This is a genomic window from Nocardia sp. NPDC050413 (assembly GCF_040655475.1).
Classification (GTDB): domain Bacteria; phylum Actinomycetota; class Actinomycetes; order Mycobacteriales; family Mycobacteriaceae; genus Nocardia; species Nocardia coubleae.
The window spans coordinates 372,200-386,351 of record NZ_JBFAJZ010000001.1 but is presented as its reverse complement, the minus strand read 5'-3'; the positions used below and the strand labels follow the sequence as shown (position 1 = coordinate 386,351).

15 protein-coding genes are annotated in these 14,152 nt (G+C 67.3%); 13 read left to right on the top strand and 2 right to left on the bottom strand.

What is annotated here, in order from left to right; translation table 11 throughout:
- Positions 1-5: 5 nt before the first annotated feature.
- The 3 genes from AB0I19_RS01870 to AB0I19_RS01860 are packed head-to-tail and all read left to right on the top strand — an operon-like array spanning position 6 to position 2,718.
- Complete coding sequence (locus tag AB0I19_RS01870) at positions 6-1,199, top strand: helix-turn-helix domain-containing protein (protein WP_357143402.1); 1,194 nt, start codon at positions 6-8, stop codon at positions 1,197-1,199.
- 5 nt (positions 1,200-1,204) lie between these two features.
- Positions 1,205-1,981 (top strand): DJ-1/PfpI family protein, encoded by a 777-nt coding sequence (locus AB0I19_RS01865; RefSeq protein ID WP_357143400.1) that lies wholly within the window; start codon positions 1,205-1,207, stop codon positions 1,979-1,981.
- A complete protein-coding gene (locus tag AB0I19_RS01860) occupies positions 1,981-2,718 on the top strand; it encodes an oxygenase MpaB family protein (protein WP_357143398.1) in 738 nt (245 codons plus the stop codon). Before AB0I19_RS01865 ends, AB0I19_RS01860 begins: the two co-directional genes overlap by 1 nt.
- Before the next feature lie 24 nt (positions 2,719-2,742).
- Here the strand turns inward: AB0I19_RS01860 and AB0I19_RS01855 are convergent, their stop codons facing one another.
- Entirely contained in the window at positions 2,743-3,591 is an 849-nt protein-coding gene (locus AB0I19_RS01855) for an oxygenase MpaB family protein (protein ID WP_357143396.1), read from the bottom strand.
- A gap of 46 nt (positions 3,592-3,637) precedes the next feature.
- Positions 3,638-4,801 carry a thiolase family protein gene (locus AB0I19_RS01850; RefSeq protein ID WP_357143394.1) on the bottom strand — a complete coding sequence of 388 codons (1,164 nt, stop codon included), beginning with the start codon at positions 4,799-4,801 and terminating at the stop codon, positions 3,638-3,640.
- Between the two features lie 358 nt (positions 4,802-5,159).
- Between AB0I19_RS01850 and AB0I19_RS01845 the strand changes: the two genes are divergently transcribed.
- The 10 genes from AB0I19_RS01845 to AB0I19_RS01800 are packed head-to-tail and all read left to right on the top strand — an operon-like array spanning position 5,160 to position 14,150.
- Positions 5,160-5,384: a hypothetical protein gene (locus AB0I19_RS01845; RefSeq protein WP_357143392.1), complete on the top strand. Its 225-nt coding sequence runs from the start codon at positions 5,160-5,162 to the stop codon at positions 5,382-5,384.
- A complete protein-coding gene (locus tag AB0I19_RS01840) occupies positions 5,384-5,581 on the top strand; it encodes a hypothetical protein (RefSeq protein ID WP_067488850.1) in 198 nt (65 codons plus the stop codon). Before AB0I19_RS01845 ends, AB0I19_RS01840 begins: the two co-directional genes overlap by 1 nt.
- Positions 5,578-6,429, top strand: a complete 852-nt coding sequence (locus AB0I19_RS01835; protein WP_357143390.1) for an ABC transporter permease — start codon at positions 5,578-5,580, stop codon at positions 6,427-6,429. Before AB0I19_RS01840 ends, AB0I19_RS01835 begins: the two co-directional genes overlap by 4 nt.
- A gap of 1 nt (position 6,430) precedes the next feature.
- The gene (locus tag AB0I19_RS01830; protein WP_067639155.1) at positions 6,431-7,294 is read left to right on the top strand and encodes an ABC transporter permease; all 864 of its coding nucleotides are present in this window, start codon (positions 6,431-6,433) and stop codon (positions 7,292-7,294) included.
- A 9-nt stretch (positions 7,295-7,303) separates the two neighbouring features.
- Positions 7,304-8,728, top strand: coding sequence for an MCE family protein (locus AB0I19_RS01825; RefSeq protein ID WP_357143388.1), 1,425 nt, complete (start codon positions 7,304-7,306; stop codon positions 8,726-8,728).
- On the top strand, positions 8,725-9,747 hold the full coding sequence (locus tag AB0I19_RS01820) for an MlaD family protein (protein WP_357143386.1): 1,023 nt from the start codon (positions 8,725-8,727) through the stop codon (positions 9,745-9,747). The genes AB0I19_RS01825 and AB0I19_RS01820 overlap by 4 nt, the downstream gene beginning before the upstream one ends.
- Positions 9,744-10,757, top strand: a complete 1,014-nt coding sequence (locus tag AB0I19_RS01815; RefSeq protein WP_357143384.1) for an MCE family protein — start codon at positions 9,744-9,746, stop codon at positions 10,755-10,757. The genes AB0I19_RS01820 and AB0I19_RS01815 overlap by 4 nt, the downstream gene beginning before the upstream one ends.
- Positions 10,757-11,857, top strand: a complete 1,101-nt coding sequence (locus AB0I19_RS01810; protein WP_067639162.1) for an MCE family protein — start codon at positions 10,757-10,759, stop codon at positions 11,855-11,857. The genes AB0I19_RS01815 and AB0I19_RS01810 overlap by 1 nt, the downstream gene beginning before the upstream one ends.
- Positions 11,854-12,969 (top strand): MCE family protein, encoded by a 1,116-nt coding sequence (locus tag AB0I19_RS01805; protein ID WP_357143382.1) that lies wholly within the window; start codon positions 11,854-11,856, stop codon positions 12,967-12,969. Before AB0I19_RS01810 ends, AB0I19_RS01805 begins: the two co-directional genes overlap by 4 nt.
- Entirely contained in the window at positions 12,966-14,150 is a 1,185-nt protein-coding gene (locus tag AB0I19_RS01800; protein ID WP_357143380.1) for an MCE family protein, read from the top strand. The genes AB0I19_RS01805 and AB0I19_RS01800 overlap by 4 nt, the downstream gene beginning before the upstream one ends.
- The last annotated feature ends 2 nt before the right edge of the window (positions 14,151-14,152 follow it).

Sequence of the window (14,152 nt, the reverse complement as noted above, 5' to 3'; positions counted from 1 at the left end):
CGGCGATGCCGCTCGACCTGGCTGACCGACCACTGCGGTGTGCGCAGCCCGATGTCGCCGTCATGACCGGACGGGTCGTCAGCTACTTCGTCCGCGACCTCGCCAGGCGCCGTGCGCTGCTCGGTGATGCGATCTCGGACGAGATCACCGCGGCCACCGGCATGTGTGCGCGCATCGGCCGGGGCATCGTCGACGACGAGGATGTCGCGGGCGAACTCGACTGGCTCACGACCGCCGCGGCCGTCTGGGCCAGGGAAGGGCTGTCGATCGAGGACATCCTCCGTGCCTTCCACGAGGCGCTGTGGGCGAGCGTGGACACGGTGTTCTCGCCCCGCAACGGTGATGACGACGACACGCTCGCCCAGGGGCTGCGAGCATCCGTACGACTGTCGAATCTCCTGTCCACCACGATGATCAGCGCGTACTTGCGCGAATACCGCGTGGTCGCAGGCGAACACCACACCGCGATGCGCACCGTCACCTCGGCGCTGCTGGCCGGCCGCGCGACGACGACGATGGCCCGGGAGTCGGGCGTGCACATCGCGGACGGTTATCGGGTGCTCGCCGTGTCGATTCCCCGCAGATCCCCGGAGCAGTGGCAGACCGGCGACACGGCACGGCGACGACTCCACCGCGTCCACAAGGCACTGGAGCGCCACATCGACACCGCTCTCGCGATGCTGTCGTCCGACGGCGGCACCATCCTGATCCCCGGTGACGACACCGATGATGTCCGATTCGACAGCCTCGTCGAAACACTCTCGACCGCTGCGCGCGCCAAGATCACCGCGGCCGTGGTCGTCAGCGAGACCGCCGACATTCCCGACGCGGCACAGCTCGCACACGAACTTCTCGACATCGCGGGCCGACTCCGCTATCCACCTGCGCTCTACCGATTCGAAGACCTCGCGCTCGAATACCAGCTCACCCGGCCCGGACCCGGCCTGGCCGAACTCGGCGAATTGCTCGCACCGCTCGACGATCATCCCGCATTGTCCAAGACCGTCCGGGTGCTCGTCGCCAACAATATGAATCGCCAGCGCACCGCGCGACAGCTGCACGTACACACCAACACCATCATCTACCGGCTCGGCCGGATCGCGGCCTTGACCGGGATCGACGCGACCGGCGCCACCGGACTCTGGCAGCTGAAGTCGGCCATGGTTGCCCGCGCGTTCCGCACCGAAAAGCGGCGGTGAACCACATGCGAATCGCCGTGCTGTGCTACCCGGGCATGACCGCACTGGACGCGATCGGCCCGTACGAGGTCCTCCGATTCATGCCGGCGACGAACATCCGATTCGTCTGGCATGAGGTCGGTCCGATCGTCACCGACAGCGGCAGCCTCCTGCTCGGCGCGACCCACACGCTCGACGAGACGGTGCATCCCGACATCGTCGTCGTGCCCGGTGGCCCCGCCGCCACGGTGGTCGCGACGGACGAACGAGTCCTGGCCTGGCTTCGCCGAGTCCACGAGACATCGACCTGGACGACGTCGGTGTGCACCGGCGCGCTGATCCTCGCCGCCGCGGGCCTGCTCGACGGCCGACCCGCCACCACCCACTGGGCGGCTCAACGAGCCCTCGCCACACTCGGCGCCCACCCACAACCCGGCGAACGGTTCGTCCACACCGACCGAATCGCCACCGCCGCAGGCGTTTCCGCGGGAATCGATCTGGCGCTCTGGCTGGTCGGCAGAATATGCGGCACCGAGCGGGCCCGAATCATCCAACTCGACATCGAGTACGACCCCGCACCGCCCTTCGACATGCCGAAACCGACCGAAACATCGGCGTCGATCCGTCGCGCGGCCCTCGCCGATCAATGGCGGCTCGGCCTGAGCTCCGGGATGGCACCCCGGATCGCCGGCTCGGTGCCGTTGCTGTTGTGGCGCACGGCGATACGCAGGGTCCGACGCGGCACCACCGCGAAGGCCGAGCCCCCGGTGCACGACCTCCCACCGGCCGACGGTGGTCGATGATGTCGCAGCCACCCATCGCGACGGACTCGCTGCTGCGTCGATATCTGGGCGATCGGCGTTTCGTGCTTGCCCTGCCCCGGGCGGTCACCCTGCAGGTTCTGCATCCGGCGATCGCGGCCGGCCTCGTCGATCATGTGTCCTACCGGTTGTGGTGGCACAAACAACGTTCTGTCTCACAGATGATCCGGCTGGCCTACACCGGCGCGGACGCCCGCTTCGTGATCCGCGCCGCGCACGAACACGTCAAAGGTCGTGACAACCTCGGGCACCGATACCACGCGTTGCATCCCGAGGTCTTCCACTTCCAGCACGCCACCTACGTGGAGACGCTGTTCACCGCCGTCGACACGTTCATCCGCCCGATGTCGGCCGACGAGCACGAACGGCTCTACGCCGAATGCTGCGAGTGGTATCGGCGATACGAGCTGTCGACCCGCCCCATGCCGAACACCTGGGCCGACTTCCGCACGTACTTCGATCAGGCCTGTTCGACGATGCTGCAGGTCACGGCAGCCACCGACACCCTTGCGCCGCAGGCACTCCGGCCCGACGCCTGGCTGCCGCAGTACACGCCGAGTGCCGCGATTCCCGCGCTGCTGCACGACCGGGCCGCGCGACTGCTCGGTCTCACGGTGACCCGCAAGGACCGCCTCGCCCTCAGCGCCTACGCCGCGACGCTGCGCGGCGCGGGCCATCTGGCGCCTCGCACGGTTCGCTGTCTGCCGGTCGCTCGATAACAGTACGGATTCGTGGCAGGCCGCTCACACCAACGGCAGGCCGCGCGCACGTCGGCGGCGCATGTCGTGCAGATATGTCTCGAAGGGGTACAGCCGCCAGGACTCGGGGACCACCGACAGCACGCGGCCGATCGTCCGCATCGTGATCTCGAACGCGCGCTGCTTGCGACCACTCCACGGTAACCCGAGTTCATCGCGAAAGTGTTGCGGCAGAAAGCCGGTGGTGAAAAACCTGTTCACCCGGCGGAACAGGAATCGCTCCCACGGCCGGTAAGGGCCCATGTCGACCACCTGGCTCACCAGATAATCCCGGACCTCGTCGTCCAAGGACAGCCCGGGGAGCATGGACTCCCAATAGTCGGCGAAGGCGGCACGATCCGCGGGCCAGAGTTCCGGTGGCACCTGCAGCGTTGTCCCGAATCGCGCTGATTCCGAGTACAACTCGTCCGCCGACTCCTCGTCCGGCGCGCCGAACAGGAAGGTCAGCGAATCGAGGGTGCCGCGGTAGAGGCAGGCCGCGACCCACAGTTGCAGCCGCGGATCGAAGGCGTTGTAGCGCACCGGGCTGTCGGGCCGGGATCGCACCTGCCGGTGCGCGGTGTTCACGGCCGCGCGGAAGGCGACCCGATCTTCCTCGGTGCCGAGCATCGCGACCGCCAGGTACGTCAACGTGGTCCGTCCCCGCTTCTGTGGACGCAGATCGAAACGTCCACTGGTCACGGTGCTTTCCACGACACCGCGACCGACCGGCGCCCAGCTCAGCTGCATGATCACATTCGCGGGGCCGCCGAGAAGCGCCGCCGGACCGGCCATGTAACGCCGCCGGTCGCCCGACGGTTCCGATGTTCGTACCGCTGCGGTCCGACGACGCATGACTACTCCAGGGTCTGGTTGATCACGGAATCGAGGCGCGGGCGCGTCAGAGCCGTTCGATGATGGTCGCGTTGGCCAGGCCACCGGCTTCGCACATGGTCTGCAGCCCGTAGCGGCCGCCGGTCTGCTCGAGGTGGTTGACCATGGTGGCGAGCAGGCGCGTGCCCGAGGCACCGAGCGGGTGGCCGAGCGCGATGGCGCCACCGCGCGGGTTCACCCGTTCCGGGTCGGCGCCGAGTTCGTGCTGCCACACCAGCGGTACCGGCGCGAATGCCTCGTTCACTTCGAAGGTGTCGATGTCGTCGACGGTCAGCGACACGCGCTCGAGCGCTTTGCGGGTCGCCGGGACGACGGCGGTGAGCATCAGGGTCGGGTCGTCACCGACCACCGCGAACGAGTGGAAGCGGGCGCGCGGGGTCACGCCGAGCTTCGACGCCATCGCCTCGCTCATGATGAGCGCGGCCGAGGCACCGTCGGTGAGCGGCGAGGAATTACCCGCTGTCACCGACCAGTCGATCTCCGGAAAACGCTGTGCCATAGCCTGATCGGTGAAGGCGGGGCGCAGGCCGGCCAGCCCTTCCACGGTGGTGCCTGCCCGGATGGTCTCGTCGGCGGTGAGTTCGCCCGCGGACACCAGTTCGGCGTCGAACCCGCCCGCCTGCGCGGTGGCGGCCGCGAGGCGGTGTGAGCGGGCGGCGAATTCGTCGAGGGTCGCCCGGTCCAGTTTCCACCGCGCGGCGAGGATTTCGGCCGCGATACCCTGGCCGATCAGCCCGTCGGGGTAGCGCGCGGCAAGCGGACCGCGCAGGGAGTCCTTGCCCTGGGTGTTGGAGAACATCGGCGCCCGGCTCATCGACTCGACGCCACAGGCGATGGCGATGTCGTAGGCGCCGGCGAGCACCCCCTGGGCCGCGAAATGCACGGCCTGCTGGCTGGATCCACACTGCCGGTCGACCGTGGTGGCCGGCACGGATTCGGGGAATCCGGCGGCGAGTACCGCCGTGCGGGAGATGTTGTTGGCCTGTTCACCACTCTGCGTCACGCAACCGCCGATCACATCGTCCACCAGGGCGGGATCGATGCCGGTGCGGGCGACGAGCTCGGCGAGCACGCCCGCGAGCAGGGTGGCCGGGTGCACCGACGAGAGCCCACCGCCCTGTTTGCCCCGCCCCGAGGGGGTGCGAACCACATCGACGATCACTGCGGACATTGCGTTCCTCCTGCACAGCCACCCCTGCGGCGACATCACCGATAAGTTACTAGCCATTCTCGCCGACGACAACCAGGTGAGCTCCCGGTCGACTACCTATAGGCAATCAGCGATTCTTGCGCTATGTTACCCGTAATTCTCGTCACAGAGCGAGGAATGCGTAGTAACTTAATCGGTGCAGTCGCCGTAGGTGAGCACCGTAATCCCCACGCTATCCGACGATCCAGGGGAAGATCCCGAATAGCCGATTCCTTTCTCCCCACCGAACACCAAGCAACATCACTCGACCGTCAGCGACGTCGGCCGCCCACCGGCCCCCGCTGATCCACGGTCCTGCAGGAAGGAACAGCGGCACGCCATGTTGCGACGGCTGGACAGATTTCTCAGCTACGAGATGAAGGTGTCCGAATTCCTCGGAACCCTGATCATTCTCGCGATCCCCTACGGTCTCGTCGGGGTGATCTGGACCTTCACCCACACGAGCCACCTGCGTGATCTCCACGGCGCGGACCTGGTTGTCTCGTTCCTCGGGTCGATCGTGTGCTGGCCGGTGCTCACCTTCGCGAATGTGACGATGACCTGATGATGGCGCTGGTCTGGGTCATCGATCTGGTGGTGACCGTCGTCAAGATCCTCGGCGGACGTACCGAGGTGAATCCGGTGCTCCGATTCGGTATGTGGATCGCCGTTCTGTGCGCGTTCGGGCTCGGCCTCGCCGCCCTCGCCGGACTCGTCGTCCTGCTCGACCACTGGCTCAGCACGAGGATCGGTGCCGCATGACGTCACAACCGGCCACCGAACCGTCCGAGGTCGGACGGATCATCGACAGCGCCACCGGGCTCTGGCGACGACATCCCCAGCGATCGGTCGAGACCCTCGGCAGGCAGGTCCTGCTCGGCAGATCCGCGATCGTGCAACTGTTCCTCTCACTGGTGCGGCGACGATTTCCGTTCCAGGAGTTCGTGAAACAGTGCGCCTTCATGGCCAATGTCTCGGCGCTGCCGACCGTCTTCGTCGCCATCCCGGTCGCGGTGGTCGTCTCGATCCAGGTGGGCGCGCTGGTCAACCAGGTCGGCGCGACCACCTTCATCGGCGCGGTCGCCGGGCTCGGCATCATTCGGCAGGGCGCACCGCTGGTGACTTCGCTGATGATCGCGGGCGCGGTCGGTTCGGCCATCTGCGCCGACCTCGGCTCGCGCACGATCCGCGAGGAGATCGACGCGATGAAGGTGATGGGCGTCGACCCGGTGCGCAGGCTCGTCGCACCCCGCCTGGTGGCCGCGGTGGTGGTGAGCATGCTGCTGTGCGGGTTCATCGTCTTCGTCGGCTTCGCCACCGCGTACCTGTTCAATGTGTATGCCCAGCACGGCACACCGGGTTCGTTCATCAGTTCGTTCGCCTCGTTCGCGGTGGCAAACGACCTGCTGGTCGCGCTGTTCAAGGCGGCGATCTTCGGTGCGCTCACCGCGATCATCGCCTGCGATATCGGCCTGCACACAGAGGGCGGCCCCGGCGGGGTCGCGAACTCAGTGAACTCGGCGGTGGTCACCTCGGCGCTGATGCTGTTCGCGACGAACATCATCGTCACCCAGCTCTACAACGCCCTCTTCCCGGCGAAGGTGGTGTGACGTGGCCGCCGAATACATCCCACCCGCGATGCGCCCGGTGCAGGCGCTGGCGGCCACGGCCAAGGTGCCGATCCAGGCCAATCAGCGGCTCGGTCATCAGGCCATCGTGTTCTTCCAGGCGCTGCTGGCGATCCCGTTCACGCTGCGCCACTACCGCAAGGAAGTCGCCCGCCTCGTCGCCGATGTCGGCTGGGGCAACGGGTCGCTGATCGTCGGTGGCGGCACGGTCGGCGTGGTGATCGTGCTGTGCGCGTTCGGCGGCATCACCGTCGGCATGGAGTCCTACTCGGCGCTGAACCTGCTCACCATGGGCCCGCTCACCGGCGCCATCTCCGGCTTCGCGACCACCAGGGAGATCGCGCCGATCCTCGGCACGCTCGCCTTCGCCATCCAGTCGGGGTGCCGGTTCACCGCTCAGCTCGGTTCGATGCGGATCTCCGAGGAGATCGACGCACTCGAGTCCATCGCCATCCGGCCGTTGCCGTACCTGGTGACCACCCGGATGCTCGCGGCGACCATCACCATCGTCCCGCTCTACACCGTCGGTCTCGCGGTGGCCTATGTGGCGACCAAGCTGTCGGTGCTGTTCCTGGGCGGCACGACCGCGGGCACCTACGACCACTACTTCTACCAATTCCTGCTCGGCCCCGACGTGTTCTTCTCACTGCTCAAAGTGGTGGTCTTCGTGCTGATCGCCGCCTTCATCCAGTGCTACTACGGCTTCGTCGCCACCGGTGGGCCCGAAGGCGTCGGAGTGGCGGCCGGGCGGGCGATCAAGATGGTCATCGTCGTCATGGTCTTCACGAATCTCTTTCTCACGCTTGCAATCTGGGGCATCGACCCCGGATTCCGGATCTCGGGATAGGTCGATCGGATGATTATCGATCTCAGCGGCCGCGGCCCCAAACCCCTGCAGCTCACCGTGGCGGGCCTGGCGGTGATCACCGCGTTCGCGGTCGCGCTGTATCTGCTCGCCCTGCGCTACAACGGCGAGTTCGAGGAAACGGTGACCGTCGGCGCCGACCTCACCAGCACCGGTGACGGCTTACCGCAGCGCGCGGATGTGAAGTTCCGCGGCATGATCGTCGGCGTCGTCGGCTCGGTGGAGATGGTCGCGGCGGGTGAACGCCAGCGAGCCACCCTCGAGCTGAAACCTGGCTTGGCCGAGACGATTCCGGACACCGTCACCGCCCGTGTGGTGCCCGACAACATCTTCGGTGTCTCGTCCATCCAACTGGTCGACAACGGCGCCGCCACCTCGGGCCTGCGCGCGGGTGCGGTGATCGCCGAGGACACCAGCGAGGCGACCATCCAGCTGCAGACCACGCTCAACACCCTGCGCGACGTGCTCACCACCATCCAGCCGGAGAAGCTCGGCCGGGTGCTCGCCACCTTGTCGGCGGCGCTCGACCCGGCCGGTCGCGTGCCGGGCTCGACGATCGAGCGCCTCGATCAGTGGCTCACGACCGTGCACCGGATTCCCGAGATCGGTGATCTGCTCGGCGATCTCGGCCGCGCGTCGACGGCGCTCAGCCAGTCGGCGCCGGAACTGGTCGGTGTGCTCGCCGATTCGGTGAACTCCGCCCGCACCCTCAACGAGCACCGCACCGACCTGATCGAACTGCTCATGCAGGGCAACAGTGCCGTGGAATCGGTGAACGTGCTGTTCGGTGCGAACCCGAACGCGGGCAAGGAACTGGTCGCCGGGCTGGACGACCTGCTCGGCGGCATCGCCCGCGATCCCGGCGCACTGCAGACGACGGCGGCCAACCTCAACGCGTCGCTGCGTAATTTGCAGCAGGTCTTCAACTTCGGGCCGCGCAGGCAGATGACCTGGCGAATGGATGTGACGTTCACGCCCTTCCAGCAGTACACCGCCGCCGACTGCCCCCGCTACGGCGAGATGATCGGTCCTCGCTGCGGCGGCCCGACCGTCCCGGAAGTCGCTCCGCCGCAGGAGTATCCGCCCGGCATGCTGCCGAACCGGCTCGAGGCCGCGGGGCCCGCACCGGTGGTGCCCGCGGTGCCGCAGCTGCCCGCGCTCCCGAGCATCACCGTTCCGGCGATCCCCGGCCTGCCCCCGATCCCGGGCCTGCCCGCCATCCCAGGGATCACCGCACCGGCCGCGGCGGTCGAACCCACACCCGCCGCCACCCCGGCCGCACAACGGCTCACCGGCATCGATGCCATATCGGCGCTGGTCGGCGGGAGGCCGACGTTCAGTCAGCTGCTGTTGCTCAGCTCGATCCTCGGCGACACCCCCCTCGTTCCCGACACAGAAGACGGTGTCCGACAGTGAAATCCACCAAAGCACTCATCGGGTTCAGCCTCTTCGCTGTCCTGGCGACCGTGCTCACCTACACGATCTGGTCGACGCTGCAACGCAGCGTGCCCGGCACCACCAGCAGCTATTCGGCGGTGTTCACCGATGTGCTCGGGCTGCGCGTCGGCGACGACGTCCGGATGGCCGGCGTGCGCGTGGGGCGGATCGACAAGATCGATTTCGCCGACAACTACACCGCCCGGGTCGATTTCCGGATCGAGGAACGCCAGCGCCTGACCGATACGACCAAGGCGCTGGTGCGGTATCAGAATCTGATCGGTCAGCGCTATCTCGCGCTGGCACCGGGCACCGACGGCGGCACCGTCGTCGCACCGGGCTCGGAGATTCCGCTCGAGCGGACCGAACCGTCGTTCGACGTGTCCGCGCTGCTGTCGGGCTTCGAGCCGCTGTTCAGCGTGCTGCAGCCCGACCAGATCAACTCGCTGTCGGAAACGCTCATCCAGGCGCTGCAGGGCAACGAGGTGTCGTTGTCGGCGCTCATCACCCAGGCCGCGCAGCTGGCCGCCACCTTCGGGGAACGCGATCAGATCCTCGGTGACGTGCTGAGCAATCTCAGTTCCGTGATGGCGGGGCTGGCCAATCGCAGCGGCGAACTGGAAACCCTGATCACCCAGACCCGCAGCCTGATGGACGGGCTCTACGCCGAAGGAGAATCGTTGAAGAGTTCGGTCGAACGGGTGGCCGGTGCGACGAACTCGCTGGTCACGATTATCGAACAGGTCAAGCCCGGTGTATCGGACGCCCAGCGCAACGCGACGACGGGCGTGGCGATGCTGCTGGCCAACGGTGCCGCCCTCGATCGCGGCGCGGTCCAATTGCCCGACTTCCTCAACGGCGTGGCCCGCTTCACCCAGTACGGCACCTACGGCAATGCCTATCTGTGCCGCCTCGATGTGTCGCTGTGGGGAGTGCTGTTGCCGGAGGGCTTGTTCTCGCAGGTCGGCGGCAACGCGCAGTCGGGGGTGTGCCGATGAACCGGCCTCGCGTACCAGAGTTCTTGCGGCGCAACCGGAATCTGCGCCTCGGCCTGATCGCGGCCGCCTCGGTGCTCGTGCTGCTCGGTGGTTCGAATCTGCTCGCCCGGATCCAACTGGGCGACAAGACGATTCACGCCGAATTCGCGCAGGCCGCCGGATTGCGGCCCGGCGCGACCGTCGACATCTCGGGCATCGAGGTCGGTGAGGTGCAGTCGGTGGAACTCGTGAACGACCGGGTCGACGTGGCGCTGCGCGTCCGTCGTGACATCCGTCTCGGCGCCGACGCGCACGCGGCGATCGAGATGTCGACCATCCTCGGCAGGCTGCACATCGACCTGCGCCCCGGCGACGGAAAAGGGCTGCCGGACAACCGGATCAAGCTCGAGAACACCACCGTGCCCTACAACCTGAGCAAGGTGATCCAGGACCCGAAGTACTCGTCGTCGTTCGAGCGGATCGAACGCATCGATCCGAACAAGCTGCGCACCGCGCTCGATGTGTTCAGCAGCCAGCTGGGTGACTCCCCCGCCATGGCGGTGCAGGCCCTCGACAGCATCGGCGCGCTGGCGCAGGTCATCAACAGCAGGCGCGACGAGGTCGACACCCTGCTCAAGAGCCTGGATCAGGTCTCGCAACTGGTGTCGGACAACCGCAACAGCGTGCTCGTCCTGATCACCAGGGGCGAGGCGATCGGCGCGGCCGTGCAGAGACGCCAGACCCTGCTCACCCAGTTGCTCGACAACGTCGCGCAGATGTCGCGGCTGCTGCAGGAGATGGGCGTCGAGAACAACGGCGAGCTCGCACCGCTGATCACGAATCTCAACACCATGGCGGACGGCCTGACCAAGAACAAGGAGAACCTGGACCGGCTCTACGAGATCGCCCCGGTGACGTTGCGGCAGTTCAACAATCTGCTCGGCAACGGCCCCTACGGCGAGATCTGGGCACCGTGGATCTTCCCGGACAACTGGCTGTGCTTCGCGCAGGCCGTACAGGGGTGCAACTGATGAGGACGACACGTTCGAGCAAACTGGCCGCGTTGTGCCTGGCTCTGGCCGTGACCACCGGCTGTTCTCTGGTACCCGACAGCGTGTCCGGGTTCGCCGACCGGGCGCTCGGTGAGCAGAAGACCATCAGCGCCGACTTCGAGAACGTCTCCGGGCTGTATCCGGGTAACGAGGTCGCGGTGCTCGGGGTCCCGGTCGGTGTCGTCGATTCGGTGACACCACGCGGCAGCTATGTCGAGGTGGTGATGAAGGTCGATCGCGATGTGCGCATTCCCGCCGACGCCATGGCGGCCCTGATCTCGCCGCAGCTGATCACCAATCGGCACGTCGAACTGGCGCCCGCCTACACCGGGTCGGGCCCCGAGCTCGCCGACGGCGCCCATCTTCCGCTCGGAAAGACACGGACCCCGGTCGAATTGGACCGCATCCTGGCCAACTTCGATCAGCTCGGTGAGGCGCTGAAGGGCGACAGCCAGAGCGGGCCGATGGCGAGCCGGGTGCTGTTCCCGCTGCTCGACGGCAACGGCGACCGGCTGCGTACCACGCTCGACGAACTGTCGGCGGCCTTCGAGGTGACCTTGGCCAACAAGGACCAGATCGCCAATGCCGTGGTCCGGCTCGGCGAGATCACCCAGATCATCGCCGACAACGACCAGACCGTGCGCGACTTCAGCGGGCGGATCACCGAGCTGGTCGCGCTGTTCGCCCAGCAGTCTCCCGGCCTGCAGGCGGTGCTGAAGCAACTCGACGACTTCATCACCAACACGTCCTCGGTGGTCGGCCAGAACGAGACCCAGCTCGCGGGCGCGCTCACCAAGTTCGTCGACATCGCCGCCCAGATGCGAGCCAACGCCCGCAATCTCACCGAGATCATCGACGTGGGCCCGCTGATGTTCCAGAACTTCGACAACGCGATCAGCCGGGAACATCGAGCCCTTCGCCTGCACGGCCTGCTCGACAAGATCGTGCTCGACAGCGAGATCCTCGCGACGTTCTGCGAGCGCGTGCAGATGCGTCTGGACGGCTGCCGCACCGGCAAGATCTCCGATATGGGCCCGGATTTCGGCTTGACCGCCGCGCTGTTGGGACTCACGAAATGACCACTCACGCAAAGACACTGCGCAGTACCGTCGCCGTCGCCCTGTGCGCGGCCGCCGTCGCGGCATCGAGCGCCGGCTGCTCGATGACCGTCGCCCAGTTGCCGATGCCCGAGCCCGGGATCGGGGGTCCCGGGTACACCGTGCACGCCACCTTCCGCGACGCGCTCAACTTGCCCGACCGGGCTCATGTGAAGATCGGCGGCACCGATATCGGTGTGGTGACCGGCATTTCGACCACCTCGTTCCTGGCGGATGTGGAAATGCTCATCCGCGAGGACATCCGGCTGCCGCAGGGCACAACCGTGGAGTTGCGGCAGGCGACGCCACTGGGCGATGTCTTCGTCGCCATGACCCTGCCGAGCGAAGCGAACGCCGGTCCGCCGCTGCGCGAGGGCGCGACCATCGGCACCGAGCACACCGCCTCGGCCGCCTCGGTCGAACAGCTCATGATGTCGGTCTCGATGCTCATCAACGGTGGCGGCATCAATCAGGCCGCCGAGATCACCTCCGAACTGAACTCGATCTTCGCGGGCAAAGCACCCCAGCTGCAGCACCTGATCGGCGAGATGACCTCGGTCATCACCGCGCTCAACGAGCGCACCGGCGACCTCGACGCCACCCTCGGCGGATTGCAGGTGCTCACGGGCGAATTGGCCAGGCGCAAAGCCGAACTGGGTGCGGCGGCCGACAGTTTCCCCCAGTTGATCGGATTGTTCGCCGAGAACAATCAGGCGATCGTCGATCTCATCAACCGGGTCGCGATCACCATGGACGCCCTCGGCGACTTCAGCGCCACCAACGGGCCGCAGTTCGTGAGCCTGTTCCAGAGCATCCAGAACCTGATGAACGGGTTCGTGGGAATGGGCGACGACCTCACCGGCGCCCTCGACGGCTTCAACCAGATCTATCCCTCGGTGATGGACAGCATGCGGGGGCCGAACCTCTCGGTCGGGGCGATCCTGTCCTACCTCGATGTCGGCGCGGTCACCGACCCCACCGGCAGTCGCTGGCCCGACGGCACCGATGTGCCCGCCTTCATCGGCAGCCTCGCCGAGGTGATCGCCAAGGTCACCGGCCGCCTCAACAGCACACCGCAGGAGGGTCCGCGATGAACTCACCCTTGTGGCAGTGGCTGGTGCGGCGCCGCGTCGCCGTCGCCAACGCCGGCCTCGTCGTCGTCCTGGTGCTCGGCGCCCTCTACCTGGGCGGGGTGGTCCTGCGGATCGACCCGACCGATTCGCCCTACGAGGTGACCGTCGAGCTGGCCACCTCGGGCGGGCTCACGGCGGGCAGTGATGTGACGTTCCGTGGGGTCCGGGTCGGCCGGGTCCAGGACGTGCGCGTCTCCGGTGACGGCATCGCCGCCGTGGCACAGATCGAGGAGGGCACCCGAATCCCGCGGGGCGGCCGGGTGGCGGTCGCCCGCCTGTCGGCAGCGGGTGAGCAGTACCTGGATTTCCGCCCCGAGACCGAGACCGGCCCGTTCCTGGAAGACGGCGCCGTGATCGCCCGCGCCGACACCGCGGTGCCCGTGCAGGTGCAGTCGGTGCTGGCCAATATGACCGGCCTGGTGAGCGGGCTGAATCCCGAGCGGCTCAATGTCATCGTCGACGAGCTCGACAAAGCTCTCGCCGGTGGGCCGGACGGGTTGCGCAATATGATCTCCGGGCTCAGCCGTGCGATGGCCGGGCTCACCGACCTGCTCCCGCAGACCGAGCACCTCCTGCGCAATCTCCAGGTCATCGCCTCGACCACCGCGCACGCCCAACCCGACCTCGGCACCATCACGCACGCGGGCAGCGCGCTGTTCCAGCAGTTCACCGCCGCCGACGCGGAGTTGCGGCACCTGCTCGAGGAGGGGCCGGGTCAGCTGGCCACGCTCGGCGGGTTCGTCTCGCGCACCCAGGACCCGATCACCGACCTGGTGACGAACTTCGTCGCGATCACCCGGGCGGCCAAACTCCGCCAGCCCGCCATCGAGCTGCTCTTCCCCACGCTGAGCCGCTTCGCCGAGGCGGTCGGCATCCCGGCCCACGACAATGCCTTCTTCACCCTGGTCGATCCGTGGCCGCGCCCGACCTGCGACTACGACACGGTCCCGATCGTCCCGACCACGCCGACCACCGACACCAGGGTGCGGCTCTACAACTACTGCGTCACCGACAACCCCGCGCTGCAGGTGCGCGGCTCGGCCAACGCGCCACGACCCCCGGGCCCCGACAACGGCGCGGGCCCGCCGCCCGGGGTGACCGGCGACGAACTGTCCCAGCCCGCGGTGCCCGCACCCCGTTAAGG

Coding starts and splice junctions, on each gene's coding strand:
- AB0I19_RS01810 (WP_067639162.1), top strand. CDS start 10,757: ATGAGGACGACACGTTCGAGCAAACTGGCCGCGTTGTGCCTGGCTCTG.
- AB0I19_RS01825 (WP_357143388.1), top strand. CDS start 7,304: ATGATTATCGATCTCAGCGGCCGCGGCCCCAAACCCCTGCAGCTCACC.
- AB0I19_RS01870 (WP_357143402.1), top strand. CDS start 6: ATGCCGCTCGACCTGGCTGACCGACCACTGCGGTGTGCGCAGCCCGAT.
- AB0I19_RS01860 (WP_357143398.1), top strand. CDS start 1,981: ATGTCGCAGCCACCCATCGCGACGGACTCGCTGCTGCGTCGATATCTG.
- AB0I19_RS01855 (WP_357143396.1), bottom strand. CDS start 3,591: ATGCGTCGTCGGACCGCAGCGGTACGAACATCGGAACCGTCGGGCGAC.
- AB0I19_RS01865 (WP_357143400.1), top strand. CDS start 1,205: ATGCGAATCGCCGTGCTGTGCTACCCGGGCATGACCGCACTGGACGCG.
- AB0I19_RS01835 (WP_357143390.1), top strand. CDS start 5,578: ATGACGTCACAACCGGCCACCGAACCGTCCGAGGTCGGACGGATCATC.
- AB0I19_RS01815 (WP_357143384.1), top strand. CDS start 9,744: ATGAACCGGCCTCGCGTACCAGAGTTCTTGCGGCGCAACCGGAATCTG.
- AB0I19_RS01845 (WP_357143392.1), top strand. CDS start 5,160: ATGTTGCGACGGCTGGACAGATTTCTCAGCTACGAGATGAAGGTGTCC.
- AB0I19_RS01800 (WP_357143380.1), top strand. CDS start 12,966: ATGAACTCACCCTTGTGGCAGTGGCTGGTGCGGCGCCGCGTCGCCGTC.
- AB0I19_RS01840 (WP_067488850.1), top strand. CDS start 5,384: ATGATGGCGCTGGTCTGGGTCATCGATCTGGTGGTGACCGTCGTCAAG.
- AB0I19_RS01850 (WP_357143394.1), bottom strand. CDS start 4,801: ATGTCCGCAGTGATCGTCGATGTGGTTCGCACCCCCTCGGGGCGGGGC.
- AB0I19_RS01805 (WP_357143382.1), top strand. CDS start 11,854: ATGACCACTCACGCAAAGACACTGCGCAGTACCGTCGCCGTCGCCCTG.